Here is a 22,521-nt window from a genome sequence, read left to right as displayed (position 1 = left end):
TGGCGGGCTCAGTAAAAAATGAAAATACCGAGCTTAACAGATTGCCGCTTCGGCAATGACGGGGACTGCCGCATTGCGGTTGCAGGCGCGCGCATATTGCGCCAGCAAGCTGCCGATCTTGTGCTCGATCAAGGCCGGTGCCTGCGCTTGCAGGCTGCCCTGCACCACGGCCAGGTACTGTTCCGGCAAATGCTGGCTCAGCAGCGGCAGCGGAATGGCCACGGCGTCCAGGTTGGCCAGCAGCTTGCCGACGGCGGCCGCCACTTCCGGCTCGCCCCAGTAGTAGCGGCAACGGTCGCTCAAGCCGTAGCGGCGCATCAATCGCTGCTCTTCCGGCGTGCCCAGGTAATGCTTGATCCAGTTCTTCGGCTTGGCCACCATCACGTCGTCGAGCACCTGCATCAGCTGCGAGGTCGCGTGCGCCGGCAGCAGTTCTTCCTCGATCTGGCACAGGGCGAACAGCGCCTCGCGCAGGGCGAAGGTGGCGGCAGGGCCCACTTTCAGGATGGCGAAATGGTCACGCACCATGGCGTGCAGCGCCGTTTCGCGCTGGTAGTCGGTGGAATGGGCTTCGAACACGAGGCCAGGCTGCTCGGCGACAAAGGCCGACAGCTCGGCGGCGGCATCCGCATCGTAGTGCTGGATGCTGCTCTGGTCGAAATCGACGCCCGGCTGCACCACCATGGCGATGACGCGGCGCCAGGCGCCATGCAGGCCGTTGTCGAGGAAGGCGCGGCGGTGCACGTCCAGGGTGCGGCGCGCCGCTTGCGGGCTGGTGACGGCGCCGGCCTGCGCCAGCGACGCTTCGCCGCCAGGAATCGGCACTTCCGTGCCGATCACGTAGACGGGCGGCGCAAAGCCTGCGGCGGCGGCCGCTTCCTCGGCGACGATGCACAGGCGCGCGGAACGGGCAGCCACGGTTTCATCGTCGAGCTGCAAGGGGTCATCCACGCAGCGCATGCTGCAATCGAGGTGGATTTTATGGAAACCGGCCGACGCATACGCGGCGATCAGGGTTTCGGCATGGTCCATGGCGGTGGCCGCATCGAGGTGCTGCCAGGCGTTCGGACCCAGATGGTCGCCGCCCAGCACCAGGCGGCTGGCGGGGAAGCCCTGTTCGCGGGCCAGGGCCAGCATGGTGTCGCGGAAAACGGCCGGCGTCATGCCCGTGTAGCCGCCGAACTGGTCGACCTGGTTCGAGGTCGCCTCGACCAGCAGCACGGTGTCGTATTCGCTGGCCACGCGCATGGCGGCGCGCAGCACGCTCGGGTGGCTGCAGCAGACGGCGTACAGCCCCACGCGCTCGCCGCGGCGGTGCGCCTTGATCACTTGCTGGATCGGGGACAGGGTAAAAGTCGGGTTTTCCGCTTGCTTCATCATGTTGACGCCTTTGTATGTTGTCGTATCAAAAGGGCCGCGCCGCGCGCGCCGCCGGCGTCGCCAAAGCGGGGCGGCAGGATAGGCGGCACGTGCACGCCGGGGAACAGGTGGCGCTTGACGGCGGCCGGCAGCTTGTCGTACAGGTGCGGCAGCTTGGACAAGCCGCCGCCGAGCACGATGACGTGCGGGTCGTAGGCCAGCACCAGGCCGGCCAGCGCGTGGCCCAGCACGTCGAGGTGCACGGCGACCGTGCGCTGGGCCACGGCGTCGCCCATGTTGGCGCGCGCCACGATGGCCAGCGGTTCGGCGCCGTCGCCGCCGAAATGCGCGTGGAGCTTGCGCATGGCGGGTCCGGAGACATAGCGTTCCAGGCAGCCCGCCTTGCCGCACGGGCAGGGGTATTCGGCCAGGCCGTGCTGCGCCAGCAGGGTGGCGGGCAGGCTCCAGTGGCCCCATTCGCCGGCCACGCCGTTAAAGCCGCGCAGCAGCTGGCCGCCCACGCAGTAGCCGCCGCCGGCGCCCGTGCCGAGGATGGCGCCGAACATGCTGGCGGCATTGTCGGCCGCGCCGCCCTGCGCTTCCGACAGGGCGAAGCACTGGCAATCGTTGCCGATGGCGACAGGGCGCTGCAAGGCTTGCTGCAGGGTTTGCGCCACCAGGCGGCCGTTCAGGGCCGGCACGTTGGAACTGAGCTGGCGTCCGCTGGCGCTGTCGATCACGCCGGGCAAGCCGATGCCGACAGGCGCCGTCGTGCCCAGGGAGGCGTCGCCGCGCGCCACCAGGTCGACGATGGCTTGCACGAAGGCGGCAAAATCGTCGCCCGGCGTGGCCACCCGTTCGCGGAACACTTCCGTCAGCGCGCCGTCGCGGTCGGCAAAGGCGACCAGCTCCATCTTGCTGCCGCCGATGTCGATGCCGTGGTAGCCGGCTGTGCGATTAGAATTGGTCATGGCCATAGATGGTGACGCCCTGCACGACACGGTTGACGATGCCGCCGGCGAATGGATTGTCGGGGCGCAGTTGCAGCAGCGCGGACTGGTGCAGTGCATATTGCTGCGCCATCAGCAGCCACAGAGGGGCCAGCCAGGCGTCGGGCCAGGCCGGCGCATCGGCCGCTAAGTTGGCAGATAAGTCGCCGCCGATGCCTACCGTCAGGCAGCGCTGCGCCACGCTGTCGCGCTGCAGTTCTTTCAGCAGGTCGTCTTCGTACTGGCGCGCCAGCGGCTTGCTGCTGCGCAGCAGGATTACCAGCGACTCCGTGGTGACGGCCGATTTCGGGCCGTGGCGGAATCCCAGTGCGGTATTCGCCATCGCCATCACGCGGCCGCCCGTCAATTCCAGGATTTTCAGGGCCGCTTCCTTGGCCAGCGCTTCCAGCGGGCCGCTGCCCAGGTAGACGACGCGTTGCACGGGTGTTGAACCCAGCTGCGCCACGGGGGCCGACCAGTCGCGCAAGGCTTGCTCGCCCAGCTGCGCCAGGGTGTCGAGGCGCGTGAGATCCGTGTCCTTGCCCAGCACCGACAGGGCCGCCAGCAGCATGCTGGTAAAGCTGCTGGTCATGGCGAAGCCGCGGTCGCAGCTGCCTTCCGGCATCAGCAGGTTATAGGTGTTGCTGTCGTTGGCGCCCTGGCGCGCCAGCTTGCCGTCGGCGTTGCAGGTGATGTTCAGGAAACGCGCGCCGGGCACGACCTGGCGCAGCAGTTCCACGGCCGCCAGGCTTTCCGGGCTGTCGCCGCTGCGGGCAAACGAGACGAGCAGGGTGGGCGCATCCGCTTCCAGGTACAGCTCATGGTGTGTCAGCAGGGTGGTGGTGGCGATGGCGCGGATCTGCGCGGGCCAGGCCGCGTTCAGGGTATCGACGACGATCTCGCCCACATAGGCCGAGCTGCCGGCGCCCGTCAGGATGACGCGCTGCTGCGGATTGGACAGCGCGTCGCCCAGGAAGGCGGCCAGGCTGGCTTGCTCGTTGCGCAAAATGCCGGACAGCGCGCGCCAGATGGCTGGCTGGTGGGCGATTTCCTCGGCCGTGTGCAGGCCGCCGATGTCGCGCCAGGTTTGAATGTCACGCTGAAGAAGGGTAGTCATGGAGTGTCAGTAAAGTGTTTGTTGGAGAAAGCATAAATACTAAATTTCGAAAAGTCAAATACGAAAGTAAAACGAAAGTAAATTTTTAATCGACTTGCGAAATAGTGTCGTTTTAACGGTGTCGGAGCGTGCTGCAGTGCAGCGTGAAAGCGTGTGGCGGCGCGGCATGTCGCTGAAATGCGACGATAACGAAAGTATGTATCGTAATTTTTTAGTAAAACGTAAGATAAATGAGCTGATTTTAGGTATTTTATTAATAAATTTGCGTCAAAACTTTCTTTTGGTTGACGATATTTATTTTTCTTCTTAAAGTAATTTCATTGAATTACTTCTGAAAGCCAGCCGATGAAACCTCTCCCGCTTCCCCGCCGCCTCCTTGCCGCCTGTGTCCTCGCCGCCCTTGCCACCATGTCTGCGCCTCGCTTGCAGGCCGCGACCATCGGCAATCTGCAGTCGCTGTCCGCCGTGCACCCGGCCGACGTGGCCAAGGGCGAGGCGCTGGGCTGGGATGTGCGCAGCGACACGGGCATGCAGCTGCGTATCAGCCTGCCGCAGGCGGACGTGCTGCGCATCCAGGCGGGCGGCAAGGGGGGCTTGACGGGTCCCGGCGACAAGGCCGCGCCCATCGTCGTGGGCCAGCCGGCCGCACAGGTGGCATACCAGATCGACGAACAGCCCGGCCATATCCTGATCGGCACCGAAGCCCTGAGCCTGCGCATCGACCGCAAGCCGCTGCGCTTTACCCTGTTCCGCAAGGGCGATGCGGTGCCCCTGTGGCGCGAAGTGCAGCCGCTGTCGCTCGACGACAAGCAGGGCGTGCAGGTGCTTTCCAGCTTGCCCGGCGAACGATACTTTGGCGGCGGCCAGCAGAATGGCCGCTTCGAATTCAAGGGCAAGCAGGTGCCCGTGTCGTATTCGGGCGGCTGGGAAGAGGGCGACCGGCCGAATCCCGCGCCATTTCTCATGAGTTCACGGGGCTGGGGCATGCTGCGCAATACCTGGTCCGACGGGAACTACGACTTGCGCGACAAGGAACAGATCTCGCTGCAGCACGCGGAAGGCCGCTATGACGCGTATTTCTTCGTCGGCAAGGACGTGCGCGACGTCGTCGCCCGCTACACGGACTTGACGGGCCGCGCCCGCATGCTGCCCCGCTGGGCGCTGGAATACGGCGACGCCGATTGCTACAACGATGGCGACAACGTGAAAAAGCCCGGTTCCGTGCCGAAGGGCTGGACGGATGGCCCGACCGGCAAGACGCCGGACGTGGTGGAAAGCGTGGCGCGCCAGTACCGCGAACACGACATGCCGGGCGGCTGGATCCTGCCCAACGACGGCTATGGCTGCGGCTACACGAATTTGCCGGAAACCGTGAAGGGCCTGGCCGGCTACGGTTTCCGCACGGGCCTGTGGACGGAAAACGGCGTCGACAAGATCGCCTGGGAAGTGGGCCAGGCGGGCAGCCGCGTGCAAAAGCTGGACGTGGCGTGGACGGGCAAGGGCTACCAGTTTGCCATGGACGCGAACAAGTCGGCCTATGACGGCATCCTGAACAACTCCGACAGCCGGCCATTTCTGTGGACGGTGATGGGCTGGGCCGGCATCCAGCGCTACGCCGTGGCCTGGACGGGCGACCAGAGCGCCAGCTGGGACTACATCCGCTGGCACATCCCGACCCTGATCGGCTCGGGCCTGTCCGGCCAGGCGTATGCGTCCGGCGACGTGGACGCCATCTTTGGCGGCAGCCCGGAAACCTATCTGCGCGACTTGCAGTGGAAAAGCTTTACGCCCGTGCTGATGGGCATGTCCGGCTGGGCCGCGGCCGAGCGCAAGCATCCGTGGTGGTTCGAGCAGCCGTACCGCGACATCAACCGCCGCTACTTGAAACTCAAGATGCGATTGACGCCGTATATGTATACGCTGGTGCGCGAAGCGGAGCAATCGGGCGCGCCGCTGGTGCGGGGCCTGATGTGGGATTACCCGCAAGACCCGGCCGCCTACACGGAAGCCTATAAATACCAGTTCCTCCTGGGCCGCGACGTGCTGGTGGCGCCCGTCTACCGCAGCCAGGCCGTCAGCGGCGGCTGGCGCAAGGGCATCCACCTGCCGCAGGGCACGTGGTACGACTACTGGGACGGCCGCCAGGCCACGGCGGACGCGAAAGGGCGCGACCTGGACATGCAGGTCACGCTGGACAAGTTGCCCGTGTTCGTGCGGGCCGGCGCCATCCTGCCCATGTATCCGGAAATGCTGTATGACGGCCAGAAGCCGAAGGATCAGCTCACGCTCGATATCTACCCGCATGGCGATTCCGAATACACGCTGTATGAAGACGACGGCAACACGCGCCAGTACCAGGGCGGCGCCTTCAGCCAGCAAGTCATCCGCATGCGCCAGACGGGCGGCGACGTGCAGGTCGACATCGGCGCCGTCGATGGCCAGTACCAGGGCCAGGAAGCGCGCCGCGGCTATGCGCTACGCATGCTGGCAGGCCAGGCCCCGGCCGCCGTGCGGGCCGGCGAACGGCTGATCGCGGCGTCCGGCGACCGCGCCGCCTACGACAAGGCGCTGGACGGCTGGTATTTCGATGCTGCCGACCGCCAGGGCACCCTGCACGTGAAGGTGGCGGCGCAGGATATCCGCCAGGCCTTGACCTTGCAGGTCGCTGGCGCGCTGGCCGTGGCGAGAATCGATGCGGATTTCCCGGCCGCACCCGTGCCGGGCCGCGCCTTGCCGGCGGATGCCATGCAGGTGGTGGGACGTCCGTTTGAGGAAAATGGCTATCCGCTGGAAAACGCCTTCGACGGCAAGCCGGAGACCTGGTTCCGCACCGTGCGCAGCCCGTCCGTGAAGAGCGGGCCGCACGAATGGGTGATCGGCTTTACGGAGCGGCGCCTGGTCGACGGCATCGAACTGGCGCCGCGCAACGACCAGCACTGGAAGCATGGCCAGGTGCGCGACTATGAAATCTACATCGGCGACAACAATGGAGAGTGGGGCGCACCGCTTGCGCGTGGCACCCTGAAACTGGAACAGGGCACGCAGACAATCAGTTTCCCTGCCACGGCCGGGCGCCTGCTGCGCTTCCGCGTGATGAGCACGCAAAATCCGGAAGGCGATGGCGCGGCGTCCACCGACCCGATGGTCACGGCGGCGCAAGGCGCACCGGTGGCGCGCGCGTTCGATGCGGCGCTGGCGACCGACGTGGCACCCGTCACCCTGTCCGAATTCCGCGTACTCGAGCACCGCGTGGCCGAAGGTGAGGAGGTGCAGCGCTATCTGTCGGACTTGGTGCTGCCGAAGCATATCGCGAAAGACAGGCCAGCCGGCAAGGCAGCCGAAATGCGCATGAACGGGCTGTGGTTCCGCAAGGGCCTCGGCGTGGGACCCGCCAGCCGCATCGACTTGCAACTGGCGGGCAACTGGAATCTGCTGCGCGCCGACCTGGGCGTGGACGATAGCTGCCGCAGCGCGGGCGGCTTGCAATTCCAGGTCTGGAGCGGCGAGCGGCTGCTGTATGACAGCGGCCTGGTCACGGCTCCCGGGGTGGTCAAACCCGAAATCGACGTGCGCGGCCTGAGCCAGCTCAGTTTGCGCACCCTGGGCGCGCGCGGCGCCCACCCGGCCCAGGTCTGCGGCAACTGGGCCAATGCCGTGCTGACCGGCACGGAAGGCGCGACCGTCAAGCCGCGCTAAGCAACTTCACTTCATCATTTCACCAAAAACGAGCCCCTCTTCGGACCGGGGAGGGGCTCTTGCAACCTGACGAAAACAAATCACTGATAAAAAGGGAGATGGGAATGCACTTGAAAAAACTGATGGCCGCCATGGTGGCGGTAGGCTTGGCGTCAACGGCGCTGGCAGCGGAGGAAGAAAAGCTGGCGCGCGTCGAAGTGACGGGGTCCAGCCTGAAGCGCATCAACGCGGAAACGGCGTCGCCCGTACAGGTGATCAACGCCAAGCAGATCGAGAACATGGGCGCGCTCACCTTGCTGCAGGTACTCGACAACCTGCCCGCCGCCCGTCCGGCGCAGCAGGACTTCCGCTCGATGTTCACGGGCTCGGACGGCGGTTCGCAGGCGAACCTGCGCGGCCTGGGCGCGCAGGGCACCCTGGTGCTATTGAATGGCCGCCGCCTGTCGTTCTATGGCGCGCCGGCCGGCTTCCAGACCATGTTCGTCAATATCGACGCCATTCCCGCCGCGGCCATCGAGCGCATGGAAATCCTCACGGATGGCGCGTCGGCCGTGTATGGCTCCGATGCCGTGGCCGGTGTCATCAACGTGATCACCAAGAAGTCGTATCAGGGCCTGGAAGCACGCGCCAACGGCGAGTTTTCGCCCAGCGTGAAATCCTATGGCGAGCGCCAGGCCAGCGTGCTGTATGGCCTGGGCGACCTGGCCAGCGACGGCTACAACATCTACGGCTCCGTGAACGTCTACCAGCGCGACCGCATCGCGCTGGCCGACACCTGGCGCAAGCGTCCCGCGTATTTTTATGCGAATAATCCCAACTTCATCCCGAACATGCGCGTGGGCGTCGGCAGCGAACCGGGCACGATGAACCCGGGAACCTTCTTTGTCTTCGACAAGGCCAACAACAATGCCCGCACCCAGCGTGCCGCGCCCGGCTGCAACACCAGCATCACGGAAGCGTCGGGCACGCGCTGCGTGTGGAATGCGCTGCCCAACCAGCTTGACACGGGTCCTACCTCGGAGCGCGCCACGGCGTACCTGAGCGGCCGCCTGAAACTGGGCGGCGACCTGGAAGCGTTCGCGGAAGGCGCCTTCACCCACATCAAGATGCGCGGCGAAAACGGTCCGTCCAGCTTCAACAGCGGCAGCACGAACAACTGGTTCGCGCGCAACACGGGCAATACCCTGAACACCTTCGCCACGCCTTTCCTGAGTCCCAACAACGTCTACCTGAAAGGCAAGCTCGATGCCGACATGGTGGCCAAGATGGGCGGTGCGGCCGGCTTGAACTACCTGCTGCAGGATGCGACGGGCCACTTCGGCCAGAAGAACGTCGATGAAAACTACCGCGCGCTCGTCGGCCTGCGCGGCAGCATCGGCGGCGGCTGGGATTTTGAAACGGCGCTCAGCGTGGCGGGCAGCCATTCCACCTTGTTCCAGACGGCGAACATCAACATCAAGGGTTTTGAACAGGCATTCGGCCCGTTCACGAAAGACCCCGTCAGCAGCCGCACGTTCATTTCGGACAATCCCGCCTACAAGTTTGGCGAAATCAGCGAGGCCAATGCGGCGCTGCTGCGCGCCGCCTATCCCACCTTCGCCATCGAATCGTGGACCAAGCTGATGACCTGGGATGCGAAGCTGGAAGGCACCCTGTTCAAGCTGGGCGAGCGCGAAGTGCGCGCCGCCGTGGGCACCAACGTCATGCGCGAGAGTTTTCTCACGCCCGGCAACACGGATGCGGCCAATGGCCTGATCACGCAGCAGGGCGGTTCCTGGTTCGATGGCCGGCGCACCATCGCCGCCGTGTTCGGCGAGGTGGTGGTGCCGCTTTCCGACACCCTGGAAGTGAATGCGGCCGCGCGCCTGGACAAATATCCGCATTTCGCCGCCAACCTGGCGCCCAAGCTGGGCGTGATCTGGCGCGCGCGGCCCGACCTGATGCTGCGCGGGACGTATTCCGAAGGCTTCCGCGCGCCCAACCTGGCCGAATCGGGCACGGGCGGCGTCTTTGCGCAGGTGGGCGGCATCCGCGACACGGTGCGCTGCGATGAAACGAATGCCATGGCGCGCGCGCTGATGAAGTCCAAGGTGGCGACGGATGCGGATCTGGGCAAGAGCCTGCTCAATTCGAATTGCTCGACGACGGTGGGCGGCCTGACGCCGCCGAACCAGAACCTGCGTCCGGAGAAGGCCAAGATTTCCACCGTCGGCCTGGTGCTGCAGCCGGCCAAGGACGTGAGCATCTCCATCGATTACTGGTTCATCAACCGCCGCGATGAAATCGTGCGCCAGGACTTCAACGAGCTGTTTACGGAACTGGTGGACAAGTACGGTCCGACCCTGGCCGGCACGCCCAGCGCCATCCGCAATGACCTGACCGACGCTGACCGTGGCAATGTGGCGGCGGTGGCGGCCATGTGCGCCAATCCCGCCAACGCGGGCGTGTGCGCGGGCGGCGTGCCCGGCTACTCGGTGGGCAACCTGGGCGGCTTGATCAACTCGTATTCGAACCGTGGCCGCACCCTGATGGACGGCGTCGACATCGATGCGCGTACGCGCTTTTCGCTGGGAGACATGGGCAAGCTGAGCACGGGCATTGCGGCCACCATCCGCAAGCGCGACACCCACGACAGCGAAGACGGCAGCGACATCAAGGGCAACACCGTCGGCTACTACGATTCGCCGCGCTACCGCGCCACCGTCAACGCCGACTGGAGCTACCGCAACTTCGTCAGCAGCGTCTTCATCAACTATTCGGGCAAGACGCGCTGGGCGTATGGCCCCTGGGACAAGGACAACACGCCGGAAAACTGCACCGCCGCCTCCGTGGCGCTGCCGGCCGGCCAGTGCAAGGGGGCGCCCTCGTACACGACGGTGAACCTGGCGTTCAGCTGGAAGCCGATCAAGCACCTGGACGTGGGCCTGAACGTGAAAAACGCGTTCAACAAGCAGCCGTACTACGACCCGAACGGCTGGGAAGGCTACAACCATAGCCAGGACCTGTTCGGCCGCCAGTTTGCCCTGTCGGCCAGCTACAAGTTCTTTTAAGGCGTGACACTGCCCCGGCCCGCCAGCCTGCCTGTGGCGGGCCGGGGTTTTGCCATGGAAAAGAAAAGACAATGTTCCGAAATGCACAATACGAAAGATAAACGTAAGCGAAAGACGTTTGCCCTGTCGTCTTTCGTGTTTTCCTCCCCTGATTCCCGCACGTATCGTCCTCTGTTTGCCACCTTCCTGCAGACACGTGTATCTGCTACACCACGATAACGAAAGTTATTTGACGCTCTACAGATTAAATCGAAAGATAAATTGCATTTATTTGCTCGATTGAGCGATAAATTACCGTTTTAACTTTCTTTTTGTTGACGATACTTATTTTTCTTTTTAAAGTAATCCCAAGAAAACGAAAATCAGCCGATACGGACTGATTTCCCGAAAGGTGCAGCTGCCTGGCTGCACCGGCCGACGACCACCATAAAAATTGCGCTCCCCCGACTCCGCCCTGGAGCGGGGAGGGCGCGCATAACCCTCGATATAGACGGAGAGACATCATGCATAGCACCCGACTCAAATTGCGCGACATCAGCCGCGCCGCCGCGATCGTGATCGCACTGGCGGCCGGCGTGCCAGGCCAGGCCTGGGCACAGTCGAACGCCACGAGTACCATTTTCGGCGAGGTGAGCGCGCCGGCCGGCGCCACCGTGGTGCTGGAAAACCTGGCGACGGGCGTGCAGCGCAGCCTGACGCCGGATACGTCGGGCCGCTATGTGGCCAACTCCATGCCGCCAGGCCGCTATGCGGTGCGCGTGCTGCGTGCCGGTTCGGTGGAAGCGTCGCAGGAAGTCGAGGCCCTGATCGGCGCCGGCGCGGAAGCGAACTTCGGCCCGGCCAGCGCGGCTGGCCCCGTGGGCCAGGAGCAGACCGTCGTGGTGAAGGCGTCGCGCAATCCGATCGACGTGTCGAACACCAACAATGGCGTGATCTTCACGGCCAAGGAATTGAAGGCGCTGCCGGTCGGCAACGATGTCGCCTCCATCGTGCAGCTGACGCCGGGCGTGGCGCGCGGCACCAACAGCGTGTATGGCAATGCACCGTCGATCGGCGGCTCGGGCCAGTCCGAAAACGCGTTCTACGTCAACGGCTTCCCCATCACCAACCTCCTGACCCAGGTGGGCGCGTCGGAGCTGCCGTTCGGCGCGATCTCCAACCTGCAGGTGCTGTCGGGCGGCTACGGCTCGGAATTTGGCCGCTCGACGGGCGGCGTGATCAACATCACCACCAAGAGCGGCGGCAACAAGGTTGAATTCGGCGGCAAGGTCTCCATCATCCCCCGCTCGCTGAAGGGCACGACGGAAAACCGGTACTACCCGAACACGGGCGCCAATCCGGAGACGGATGGCACCTTGAAGTACTGGAACCGCGATAACGGCAGCACCAGCAAGGTGGTCGGCCTGTACGGCAGCGGACCGCTGATCAAGAACAAGCTGTTCGCCTTCGTGGCGCTGGAACAGACGCGCACGGACGGCGGCGCCGTCGCCGGTGCGCGCGACGACCTGGTGGACAAGGTGCTGCCGAACGGCTGGCGCGAGAGCAAGAGCAAGGTTGACCGCATGATGGCCAAGCTGGACTACAACCTGACGGACGACCATCACTTTGAATATACCAAGCTGTATGACCGCACGACTACGGACAGCCAGAGCTATGGTTTTGACTATGCCACCTTGAAACGCAACAACGTGGCTGGCGGCGGGAGCGAGACCACCATCAACTGCTGCGGCTCGTCGGCCGCGCCGGGCGCGAATGTCGACATCTTCAAGTACACGGGCTACCTGACGGACAACCTGACGGTGACGGCGATGATGGGGCAGTCGCGCACTTCGCACCGCCGTACCCCGGAAGGCTACAATCCGCTGCTGGCGCAAACGTCGTCGAATGAATCGACCCAGGTGCCTGGCCTGACGTACACCAATCCGCAAATGGTGACCGGTACTCTGGTCGACCCGTCGTCGGAAGACCGCCAGAAAGCCAGGCGCCTGGACCTGGAATACAAGCTGGGCAAGCATTCGCTGCGCGGCGGCATCGACCGCATCGACGTGGAATCGAAAGTGGGTCTGAGCCTGGCCGGCGGCTATCGCTGGAAGTACCAGAAGGTCAAGGATCCGACGCTCCTGATCAACGGCGCCTTTGAAACGCCGGCCCAGGGCGGCGGCTACGGCAAGGACGGCTATTACGTCAGCAAGGACCTGAACGCCAACCTGGCGCGTCCGACCAGCGTGCAATCGGCGCAGTACATCCAGGATCACTACCAGGTCACGGAACGGGTGCTGCTGGACCTGGGCCTGCGCCGCGAACAGTTCACCAACTACAGCACCGATGGCGTGGCCTTCATTTCGCAGCGCAACATGATCGCCCCCCGCGTGGGCGCCACCTGGGATTACCTGGGCGACGGCACCCTGAAATTCTTCGCCAACGGCGGCCGCTACCACCTGCCGGTGCCATCGAATTTGTCGAGCAACATGGCCAGTCCCTTCCTGGCCACCAGCGAGATGTTCACCTACACGGGCGTCGATCCCGTCACGGGCGCGCCGACGGGCCTGCACGCCATCAGCAAGCCGTATTCGGCCAACAACGCGTATGGCCAGAGCCGCGATGCGCGCGAGGTGACGGCCGTGGGCCTGAAGCCGCTGTCGCAGGATGAATTCTCGCTGGGCTTCGAACGCGCCCTGAGCAAGAAGCTGGTGGTGGGCGCCAGCTTCCTGTACCGCAAGCTGAACGACACCAACGACGACGTCTGCGACGAGCGTCCGCTGCAAGCCTGGGCCACGCGCAACGGCGTCGACACGGGCAAATGGAGCGGCTTCCAGTGCGCCATCATCAACCCGGGCCGCGACAACAGCCTGATGGTGGACTTTGACGATGGCAAGGGCCTGCGCCGCGTGGATATTTCGGCGGCGGAGTGGGGCAACCCGCTGCCATCGCGCACCTACCGCGCCTTGAACATGTTCATCGAGCACCCGTACACGAATGGCTGGTACGGCAAGCTGACCTACACCTTGTCCGGCCTGAAGGGCAATATGGAAGGCCAGACGGACAGCATCGGCGGCGGCGACGTGGGCCTGACGGTCAGCGACGACCACAAGGAACTGATGTACAACGCGTATGGCTACCTGCCGGGCGACCATCGCCACGCCTTCAAGGCCTACGGTTTCATGCAGGTCATCCCGGACGTGATGGTGGGCGCCAACCTGTCGCTGACCTCGGGCGCACCGCGCAACTGCATCGGCGCGCTGCCCGATAACCTGAGGTTCGAGAAAGACTACGGCGATTCCTACTTTTATTGCAATGGCAAGCCGGCGTCGCGCGGCAGCCAGGGCCGCCTGCCGTGGCAAGCCCAGCTGGACATGAATGTGGCCTATACTCCCAGCGCCGTCAAGGGCCTGAGCCTGAAAGTGGACGTCTTCAATGTGTTCAACAGCCAGACCGTGACCCGCTACACCGAAACGCGCGAAGACCATGGCGCCATCTCCCGCAATTACCTGCAGGTCGATGGACGCACGGCGCCGCGTTCGGTGCGCTTCACGGCTGAATACACCTATTAAACTGCAGCCGGCCCGCTGTCTGGCGGGCCGGCGACGAACATTACCAATGGAAGCGAGTAGAGACCAATGACAACACAAATCAATCGACGCAATTTCCTCTCCGCCAGCGCCGCGCTGGCCGGCGGCGCCATGGCCGGCAGCGCACTGCTGCCTGGCGACGCCAACGCCGCCCCCGTGGCCGGCCGCGACAAGGTCCGCCTGGGCGTGATCGGCACGGGCATGCGCGGCCAGGTGCTGCTGGCTGAACTGGTGCGCCGCGACGACGTGGAAGTGGTCGCCCTGTGCGATATCGAGCCGATCATGCTGAAACACGCGCTGGGCCAGGTGGCCAAAGCCGGCAAGCCCCGTCCGCGCACGTATGGCGAAGACCGCGACCAGAAAGCCTACAAGCGCATGCTGGACGCGGGCGGCCTCGATGGCGTGATCATCGCCACGCCGTGGGAATTCCACGCGCCCATGGCGATCGCCGCCATGCAGGCGAAGATCGCCGTCGGCTGCGAAGTGGTTGCCGGCATCACCCTGCAAGACCACTGGGATGTCCTGAACACCCAGCTGAAAACGGGCACGCCGTACATGTTGCTGGAAAACGTGTGCTACCGCCGCGACGTGATGGCTGCGCTGCAGATGGTGCGCGCGGGCCTGTTCGGCGAACTGCTGCACCTGCAGGGCGGCTACCAGCACGATTTGCGCGCCGTCAAATTCAACAGCGGCAATCCGGCCAAGCCGTATGGCGGCGGCGTGGAATTCGGCGAAAAGGGCTGGTCGGAAGCCCATTGGCGCACGCAGCACTCGGTCGAGCGCAATGGCGAACTGTATCCGAGCCACGGCATCGGCCCGTGCGCCATGTACACCAACATCAACCGCGGCAACCGTTTTACGCGCATCAACGCCTTCGCCACCAAGGCGCGCGGCTTGCACGACTACATCGTCAAGCAGCCGGGCGGCGCGCAGCATGCGAACGCCAAGGTGAAATTCAAGCTGGGCGACGTGGTCACCACCACCCTGGCATGCGAAAACGGCGAAACCATCATCCTGCAGCACGATACGAGCCTGCCGCGCCCGTATTCGCTGGGCTTCCGCGTGCAAGGCACGGACGGCCTGTGGATGGACTTGAACAATGCCATCCATATCGAGGGCGTCAGCAAGCCGCACCAGTGGGATGACTTCAAGACCTACCAGGACAAGTATGAGCACCCGGTATGGCGCAAGTATGCCGCGCAAGCGGAAGGCGCGGGCCACGGCGGCATGGACTTCTTCGTCATCCACGCCTTTGTCGAAGCCCTGAAGGCCAATGCGCCGATGCCGATCGATATCTACGATGCCGTAACGTGGAGCGCCATCACGCCCCTGTCCGAGCAATCGATCGCCGCCAACTTCCAGACCCTGGACTTCCCGGACTTCACGGGCGGGCAGTGGAAATCGCGCAAGCCGATCTTCGCCCTCGACGGCAAGTACTAAGCCCCATCCGCCCGCTACCGCGCCTGCCGCCGTAGCGGGTTTTTTCTGTCCCGATCCGTTTTTCAACCGCGGCGCACGCCGCAGGACTTCTTGCGCCTGTTGCACGCCGTACTACCAGGAGACGTTGATGAAACACAGAAGTGCATTACTCTGCGCAGTCCTTCCCGCCATGCCCTTGCTGCTGGCAGCCTGCGGCGGCGCCACTGCCACCGCTACCCCGGACATGGGCGGCACCGCCTTGCTGGCCACGGGCATGGCCGCACCGGTCACGCCCGCCACCGTGGAACTGGCCGGCAATGCCTTCATCACCAGCGGAGACAAGGGTGCCGTCATCGGCGAACATGGCCTGGTCGGCTGGAGTGATCCCGATGCCGTCGCCAGCACGTATTTCCGCGTGGCCGGTGCGGGCCCCGTCCAGGTGGCGCTCGACGCCAGCCTGGCCGATGGCGGCAACAGCACCATCCGCGTGAAGATCAATGGCGCGCCGTTCGACGTCAAGCTGGCCGGCAAGGCCCGCAAGACCTACGCCGTCGGCATGGTCGATGTGCCGACGGCCGGCTATGTGAAGGTGGACTTGCAGGGGGTGACGCGCGCAAAAGCCACGTTTGGCGACGTCGCCGCGCTGAAGGTGACTGCGAACGCGGCGCTCACGTATGCCAACGACCCGGCCAATTACTACTGGTCGCGGCGCGGCCCGTCCGTGCACATGGGTTACACGGTGCCGGCCAATACCGAGTATTTCTATAACGAGATGACGATACCCAAGGGGCAGGACGCCATCGGCTCCTACTTCATGGCCAACGGCTTTGGTCAGGGCTACATGGGTATCCAGGTGAAATCGACCAGCGAGCGCTGGATCCTGTTTTCCGTCTGGGACGCCGACAATGGAGCGAAGACCACCCTGGTCAGCAAGGGCGCCGGCGTGGTCGACAACGCGTTCGGCGGCGAAGGCACGGGCGGCCAGACCTATTTGTCGTACAACTGGGCGGCCGGCACCACCTACCGCTTCATCACGCGCGCGCGGCCCGACGGCAAGGGCGGCAGCGACTACTCGGCCTGGTTCTACGCGCCCGAGACGGGCAAGTGGAGCTACATCGCCACGTGGAAGCGGCCGGCGATTTCCACGTATCTGACGGGCGTGCATTCCTTCCTCGAGAACTTCATCGATACCCTGGGCTACACGGAGCGCCGCGTCGAGTTCGGCAACCAGTGGGCGAGGAACGTTTCAGGCGCCTGGTCGGAAGTGACGGCTGGGAGGTTCACGGGCGACGCCACGGCCACCAATGCGCAGCGCATGGATTACGCGGGCGGCCTGGAAAACGGCAAGTTCTACCTGCATAACGGCGGCTTCTTTGCCGACTACGTGAAAACCAGCCAGAACTTCACGCGTCCGGCCACGGGCCAGGCACCGGCCGTCGATGTGGCGGCCTTGCCGATGCAATAGGCGTTGATCCTTACCCCGGCCGCTTGCCCACCATCGCTTCGATGCCGCGATAGTAGGTGAGCGGGCGGCCTATCGTCACTCCCATCAATGCCGCCGCCTGGATGATGTCGTTTGTATCGCGCCGGTACACGACCAGCGCATCCATCTGGTCGGTGCCGTTGCCGTCGATCTGGATCAGGTCATAGCCGCCTTCGTCCACGGCGCGCTGCGCCAGTTCCGTGTCCAGCCACTCGAAATAGGGCAGCGCGCTACCGTCGCCTCCCTCGAGCATTGCGTACGGGAAGTCGGGGAATTCGTCGAACATGTCCTGTATCTGTTTGTGCAGCTCATCGAGCTTGTCGCCCGACGCCGTATAGCCAGCCAGGTGCCAGAGGATCGCCACCGCGTAGGCATGCGCATCGCTGTCGATCCACTCGTCGCGTGGCGCGGACGGCGCGTTGGTGATGGCGGTGACGGCCGCGTCGAGTTCCTCGCCTTCCAGGTCACCGCAGGTCAGTTTGGTCAGCAGTTCAGATAACAGCATGTTTGCCTTTCAATGGAGGGACGCCAGGCCAGGATGGCCGGCTCGGTGATGTTGTCAATACTATCATTGCCGCGTGCCGAGGCGCGCCCGGTAGAACTTGCACCGTGCACTGCGCCGGTGGACGTGGTCAGCCTGGCAATTTTGGAAAGAGTCGCGTCAAACTGGCATTTGCAGGCCGCTTGCGCCGCAGCACCGCCTAGATATAGAATGCGAATCATTATTATTTGCGACCCAGGGAGCATGCAACGTGTCGGCAGCCCAACCCGGCGTTCACCAGGAGGTGGGCAGCCTGTACCACGATCACCACCGCTGGCTGCAAGGCTGGCTGCGGCACAAGCTGGGCAACGCGTTTGACGCGGCCGACGTGGCGCACGACACCTTCATGCGCCTGCTGAACCGTGACGAGGCCATCGCCGCCCGCGAGCCGCGCGCCTTCCTCACCGCCGTGGCCAAGGGCGTGCTGGGCAATCTGTACCGCCGCCGCGACTTGGAAGCGGCCTACCTGGAAACCCTGGCCAGCCTGCCCGCGCAGTGCGCGCCCGATCCCGAGGCGCAGGCGATCCTGCTCGAAGCCCTGTTCGACATCGACCGCCGCCTCGACGGCCTGGCGCCCGCCGTGCGCCGCGCTTTTCTGCTGTCGCAGCTCGACGGCATGCCGCAGGCGGCCATTGCGCTGGAACTGAACATCTCGCTGGCCACCGTGCAGCGCCACCTGGTCAAAGCCATGCACCAGTGCTTCTTTTCCCCGTCGGCGCCGTGATGGGCGCCCTGAGGCCGGAAGCGGCCAGCCTGCAGGCTGTCGAATGGCTGGTGCGCTTGCAGGCCGGAGACGCCACGCCCGAAGTGGAGCAGGCCTGGCGCGCCTGGCGCGGCAGCGACCCGGAAAACGAGCAGGCCTGGCAGCACGTGGAAGGCTGCATGGCGCGCATGCGTGCCTTGCCCGCGCCGCTGGCGCACGGCACGCTGGCCCGCAAGCCGCTGCACGCTCAAGCGAATGCGGCGCGGCGCCAGTCGCTCAAGCTGCTGGCGCTGCTGGCCGTGGGCGGCGGCGCCTGGCTGGCGGGCGGCGACGAACAGGCGGCCTTCTGGCTGGCCGATTACCGCACCGGCACGGGCGAGCTGCGCCACCTCGTGCTGGCAGACGGTACGCGCATCGCGCTCAACACGGCGTCCAGCATCGACGTGCGCTACGATGCGGGCCAGCGCCTGGTGACCTTGTTAAAAGGCGAGATCATGGTCAGTACGGCGCGCGATGCGGCTGGCCGTCCCTTTTTCGTGCGCACGGCGCAAGGCCGCTTGCAGCCCGTGGGCACGCGTTTTGCCGTGCGCGCGGAAGGGGGACGCACGCACCTGGGTGTGTTCGCGGGCGCCGTCGATATTCTGCCGGAACAGGCGCCCGCCGCCGTACGCAGGCTGCAGGCCGGCCAGCAAGCCAGCTTCACGGCGGCGCAGATCGGTAGCGTGCAAACCTTGCCTGCCGGTGCGGATGCGTGGACGGCCGGCATGCTGGTGGCGCACGACATGCCGCTGGCCGATTTTGTCGGCGAGCTGGCCCGCTATCGCCAAGGGCGCCTGGCCTGCGATCCGGCCATCGCCCACCTGCGCGTGTCGGGCATCTATCCGCTGGCCGACACGACGCAAGTGCTCGACATGCTGACGCGCACCTTGCCCGTCGACGTGCGCCAGAGCACGCGCTTCTGGGTGAGCGTGGTGCCGCATCGGAAGCACCCGTGATTATTTTCCGAAAAAGTGAGGGGTTTTCGATTTTCGCGTGACATAGCGAGTGAACCCTTCATTCACTTTCAGGAAAACAGTCCGCATGCCCAGCACAACACCTATTTACGCCTCTTCCATTTCCAGCACATGCCGCCGCAGCGTGGCGGCGCTGGCCGTCAGCCACGCCCTGTGGCTGCTCGCCGCCGGCGGCGCCTCGGCCGCCGCACCCCTTGCGCAGGCAGCCAATGCGGCGCGCATCGAGCTGGCGATACCTGCCGGCACCCTGGAACAAGTGCTGGTGCGCTTCGGCCAGGAGACGGGCACCATGATCTCTTATCAGGCGGCCAGCGTGGCGGGCAAGCGCAGCGCCGGCCTGACGGGCAGCTACAGCATACCTGCGGCGCTGGGCGCCATCGTCGCCGGCTCGGGCTTGCGCGCCGTACCGCAGGCGAACGGCGGTTATGTGCTCGACGTGGCGGCGGCCGATGGCGGCCAGACCATGCCCGAGATGAAGGTCAGCGCCAGCTTTGATGCGAACGGCGCGACGGAAGGCAGCGGTTCGTATACGACGCAGACCATGCGCTCGGCCACGCGCCTGGGCCTGTCCGTGCGCGAGACGCCGCAAGCCGTCAGCGTGGTCACGCGCCAGCAGATGGATGACCAGAACCTGCAAACGGTGGAAGAGGTGCTGCAAAACGCGGCCGGCGTGGCCATCAACCGCTACGACAGCGACCGCACCTCGTTCTTCGCGCGCGGCTTTTCCATCGCCAGCTACCAGTATGACGGTATTCCCACCACGGTCGACAATGCGTTCAGCGTGGGTGACAGCACCCTGGACATGACGGCCTACGACCGGGTCGAGATCGTGCGCGGCGCCACGGGCCTGCTGACGGGCGCGGGCGAGCCGTCGGCCACCATCAACCTGGTGCGCAAGCGCGCGTCATCGAGTCAGCTCGCCGGGAATGCAACCCTGAGCCTGGGTTCCTGGAGCAATGCGCGCGCCAGCGCTGACGTCTCCTCGCCATTGAGCAGCGATGGCAAGGTGCGCGGGCGTGTCGTGGCCAGCTACCAGGACAGCGAATCGTATGTGAGCCTGTATCACGCCAAGAAGGCCATGGCGTATGCCACCGTGGAAGCGGACCTGGCGCCCGGCAGCGTGCTGATCGTCGGCTATGAGTACCAGGATAATCGCCCGCGCGGCGGCATGTATGGCGGCTTGCCGCTGTGGTATGCGGATGGCGAACGGGCCACCTTGCCCCGTTCCGCCACCACGGCAACCACCTGGAGCCGCTGGTTCAGCACCAGCCAGACGGCCTTTTTGCGCCTGGAGCAGGACCTGGGCAAGGGCTGGAACCTGACGGCCATGCTGAATCACGGCTGGGGCAATTATTCGGCTGCCGAGCTTTTCGCGAATACCTGGCCGGACAAGGTCACGGGGCAAGGCGTGACGGGCTACGCCGGGTTTTACTCGGGCACGCGGCGCCAGGACAGCGTCGACGCCTATGTGCAGGGCCCCGTGCAACTGCTGGGGCGCACGCACGACCTGGCGTTCGGCGTCTCGGGCAGCAACCAGTTCTCCAGCAATCCGGGTATTGCGGGCAGCAGCGTCGATTACGGCAATTTCTACCAGTGGCAGGGCGTGGCGCCGGAGCCGGACTGGAACGCCCCGAGTTTCTCGCGCTGGCAGTTGCTCGACACGGTGCAGCAGCGCGGCATCTACGGCACGGCGCGCTTTTCGCTGGCCGATCCCTTGAAACTGATCGTCGGCGCGCGCTACAGCCGCTACAAGGCGGACCACGTCGATGACTGGGGCGGCAGCTACGCCTATGCCAAGCATGCCGTCACGCCGTATGCGGGCCTGGTGTGGGATATCGACGCGCAGCATGCGCTGTACACCAGCTACAGCAAGATATTCAAGCCGCAGGGCTACCAGGACCGGCTCGGCCGCTACCTCGATCCCGTGCAGGGCAAGAATGTGGAAGCGGGCGTGAAGGGCGAGTATTTCGGCGGCCGATTGAACGCGGCGCTGGCCGTGTTCCGCATCGCGCAAGACGGCCTGGCGCAGGAGGACACGGGGCATTTTGTCGGCAATTCGCTGACGCAGGCGTATTACGCGGCGGCCGGCACCACCAGCAAGGGCGTGGAACTGGATGTCTCGGGCGAGCTGGCGCAGGGTTGGAACGTCTCGGGCAGCGTGTCGCACGCGGCGGCCGAGGACAACACGGGCGCGCGCCTGAACAGCTATGTGCCGCAGACGCTGGCGCGCGTGTTTTCCACTTACCAGATGCCTGGCGACTGGCGCGCGTTATCGGTGGGCGGCGGCGTGAACTGGCAGAGCGGCGCCTACCGCGACGCCACCGGGCCGAAGGGCACGGAACGCGTGGAGCAGGGGGGTTACGCCGTGGCCAGCCTGATGGCGAAGTACGCGCTGTCGCGCCAGCTGTCGCTGCAGGCGAACGTCAACAACTTGTTCGACAAGCATTACTACAGCCAGCTTGGCATGTACAACCAGGGTTACTGGGGCGCGCCGCGCAACGCCAGCGTCACGCTGCGCTACCTCTTCTGATGTATCAGAGCGGCCAGGCCTGTTTGGTCACGGCCACGGCGATGATGTAGGCGAATACCAGCACGGCGAGCGCGAAGGCGGCGCCGCGCACGGCTGGCGTCTTGCCACGTTTCAGGGCGATGGTGCCCAGCACGATGTAGGCCACCAGCGCGCACAGCTTGGCGGCCAGCCACGGCTGGCTGCCCGGCGACTGGCCGCTCCACACGGCCAGGGTGATGGCGCTGGCCAGCAGGGCTGTGTCGACCAGGTGCGGCAATATCTTCACCCAGTGCTGCTGCAAGGCGGGCGAGGCGCGCAGCATCCACGCGCCGCGCAAGAGGAAAAGAAAGCCGCTGGCGGCGGCGCAACCCATGTGGAAATGCTTGAGGCTCAGATAATCCATGCGTGATGTTGTCGGCGTTGATTGACGATGGCGCCAGCATAGCCGCCTTTGCCGCGCCGCGCCATACGTCGTCGGGATGAGGCGCGATCGATCAGCGGCACCATTTCACGTACACCAGCTCCGGGTCTCCCTCGTCGAGATGGTCAATCTGGCCGCGGCGCTGTTGGACTGGTTCGTCGAGGTGAACAGCTTGCCTGTCTGGCACGCGGCTTCGGCGGCGGCCAGCAGGCGCAATCCCACGCCGCGCCGCTGCTGCCCGGAATCGACCACCACCAGCGAGACGAAGCCGTAGCCGAAGAAGTCGTCGTGCGTGAGGGCATAGCCGGCCACGTGGCCCGCCCGCATGGCCACCAGGCAGTGGCCCTGGCCGACGGCGGCGCGCACGGCATCGCCACGCTCCGGGTGCGCCTGCGCATAGGCATCGCAGGCGAGCATGGCGTCGATCTCTTCGGGTCTTGCAGTGCGGACCAGCACGGTGCTCTCGTCACCCTGTGCGGCGCTGTTTCCTGCGTAATACATCAATGAATGCTCCTTTCCAGTCGGGTTTTCCCTTGTCGATATCGCCCAGCGGGCATGCGTGGTCATGCAGGCCGCTGCCATCATCATGCGTCTTTCTCGCCACGCCGGCAAACACGCCGGCAAATCGCATGAGGCGCCAGCGGGTTTGCGC

The 22,521-nt window shown here is 65.0% G+C and carries 15 protein-coding genes; 8 read left to right on the top strand and 7 right to left on the bottom strand.

Translation table 11 applies throughout. The features are described from left to right. Positions 1 to 33: 33 nt before the first annotated feature. Genes CLU94_RS00960 through CLU94_RS00950 form a run of 3 tightly spaced genes read right to left on the bottom strand, consistent with a single transcriptional unit; the run spans position 34 to position 3,465 of the window. Positions 34 to 1,377, bottom strand: coding sequence for a D-tagatose-bisphosphate aldolase, class II, non-catalytic subunit (locus CLU94_RS00960; protein ID WP_218965334.1), 1,344 nt, complete (start codon positions 1,375 to 1,377; stop codon positions 34 to 36). Continuing rightward, positions 1,377 to 2,330: an ROK family protein gene (locus CLU94_RS00955; RefSeq protein ID WP_099664233.1), complete on the bottom strand. Its 954-nt coding sequence runs from the start codon at positions 2,328 to 2,330 to the stop codon at positions 1,377 to 1,379. Before CLU94_RS00955 ends, CLU94_RS00960 begins: the two co-directional genes overlap by 1 nt. Continuing rightward, positions 2,317 to 3,465, bottom strand: a complete 1,149-nt coding sequence (locus CLU94_RS00950) for an SIS domain-containing protein (protein WP_099664232.1) — start codon at positions 3,463 to 3,465, stop codon at positions 2,317 to 2,319. Before CLU94_RS00950 ends, CLU94_RS00955 begins: the two co-directional genes overlap by 14 nt. A gap of 408 nt (positions 3,466 to 3,873) precedes the next feature. Between CLU94_RS00950 and CLU94_RS00945 the strand changes: the two genes are divergently transcribed. The 5 genes from CLU94_RS00945 to CLU94_RS00925 all read left to right on the top strand — a co-directional run bounded on the left by CLU94_RS00945 (position 3,874) and on the right by CLU94_RS00925 (position 16,664). After that, positions 3,874 to 7,161 carry a TIM-barrel domain-containing protein gene (locus CLU94_RS00945; RefSeq protein ID WP_180278547.1) on the top strand — a complete coding sequence of 1,096 codons (3,288 nt, stop codon included), beginning with the start codon at positions 3,874 to 3,876 and terminating at the stop codon, positions 7,159 to 7,161. Between the two features lie 104 nt (positions 7,162 to 7,265). Further along, positions 7,266 to 10,211: a TonB-dependent receptor plug domain-containing protein gene (locus tag CLU94_RS00940; RefSeq protein ID WP_099668107.1), complete on the top strand. Its 2,946-nt coding sequence runs from the start codon at positions 7,266 to 7,268 to the stop codon at positions 10,209 to 10,211. A gap of 503 nt (positions 10,212 to 10,714) precedes the next feature. Next, entirely contained in the window at positions 10,715 to 13,762 is a 3,048-nt protein-coding gene (locus tag CLU94_RS00935) for a TonB-dependent receptor (protein ID WP_099664231.1), read from the top strand. A 66-nt stretch (positions 13,763 to 13,828) separates the two neighbouring features. Further along, entirely contained in the window at positions 13,829 to 15,220 is a 1,392-nt protein-coding gene (locus tag CLU94_RS00930) for a Gfo/Idh/MocA family protein (protein ID WP_218965265.1), read from the top strand. 127 nt (positions 15,221 to 15,347) lie between these two features. After that, positions 15,348 to 16,664, top strand: coding sequence for a DUF3472 domain-containing protein (locus CLU94_RS00925; protein WP_257218628.1), 1,317 nt, complete (start codon positions 15,348 to 15,350; stop codon positions 16,662 to 16,664). A gap of 10 nt (positions 16,665 to 16,674) precedes the next feature. Here CLU94_RS00925 and CLU94_RS00920 read toward each other — a convergent pair whose 3' ends face one another. Continuing rightward, positions 16,675 to 17,187: a hypothetical protein gene (locus tag CLU94_RS00920; RefSeq protein ID WP_099664229.1), complete on the bottom strand. Its 513-nt coding sequence runs from the start codon at positions 17,185 to 17,187 to the stop codon at positions 16,675 to 16,677. Positions 17,188 to 17,434: 247 nt separating this feature from the next. Between CLU94_RS00920 and CLU94_RS00915 the strand changes: the two genes are divergently transcribed. From CLU94_RS00915 to CLU94_RS00905, 3 genes are all read left to right on the top strand, one after another. Continuing rightward, positions 17,435 to 17,947: a sigma-70 family RNA polymerase sigma factor gene (locus tag CLU94_RS00915; RefSeq protein WP_099664228.1), complete on the top strand. Its 513-nt coding sequence runs from the start codon at positions 17,435 to 17,437 to the stop codon at positions 17,945 to 17,947. Then, entirely contained in the window at positions 17,947 to 18,921 is a 975-nt protein-coding gene (locus CLU94_RS00910) for a FecR domain-containing protein (protein ID WP_099664227.1), read from the top strand. The genes CLU94_RS00915 and CLU94_RS00910 overlap by 1 nt, the downstream gene beginning before the upstream one ends. A gap of 85 nt (positions 18,922 to 19,006) precedes the next feature. Further along, entirely contained in the window at positions 19,007 to 21,469 is a 2,463-nt protein-coding gene (locus tag CLU94_RS00905) for a TonB-dependent siderophore receptor (RefSeq protein ID WP_099664226.1), read from the top strand. A gap of 4 nt (positions 21,470 to 21,473) precedes the next feature. On the opposite strand, the gene CLU94_RS00900 is transcribed toward CLU94_RS00905, so the two are convergent. From CLU94_RS00900 to CLU94_RS28280, 3 genes are all read right to left on the bottom strand, one after another. Further along, positions 21,474 to 21,851: a SirB2 family protein gene (locus CLU94_RS00900; RefSeq protein ID WP_099664225.1), complete on the bottom strand. Its 378-nt coding sequence runs from the start codon at positions 21,849 to 21,851 to the stop codon at positions 21,474 to 21,476. A gap of 105 nt (positions 21,852 to 21,956) precedes the next feature. Further along, positions 21,957 to 22,325, bottom strand: coding sequence for a GNAT family N-acetyltransferase (locus tag CLU94_RS00895; RefSeq protein ID WP_218965264.1), 369 nt, complete (start codon positions 22,323 to 22,325; stop codon positions 21,957 to 21,959). 10 nt (positions 22,326 to 22,335) lie between these two features. Then, complete coding sequence (locus tag CLU94_RS28280) at positions 22,336 to 22,500, bottom strand: hypothetical protein (RefSeq protein WP_180278537.1); 165 nt, start codon at positions 22,498 to 22,500, stop codon at positions 22,336 to 22,338. Positions 22,501 to 22,521 lie beyond the last annotated feature (21 nt).

Origin of the sequence: Janthinobacterium sp. 13 (assembly GCF_002749695.1) — a bacterium.
Taxonomy (GTDB): Bacteria; Pseudomonadota; Gammaproteobacteria; order Burkholderiales; family Burkholderiaceae_D; genus Janthinobacterium; species Janthinobacterium kumbetense.
This window is presented reverse-complemented; position numbering and strand designations above follow the sequence as displayed.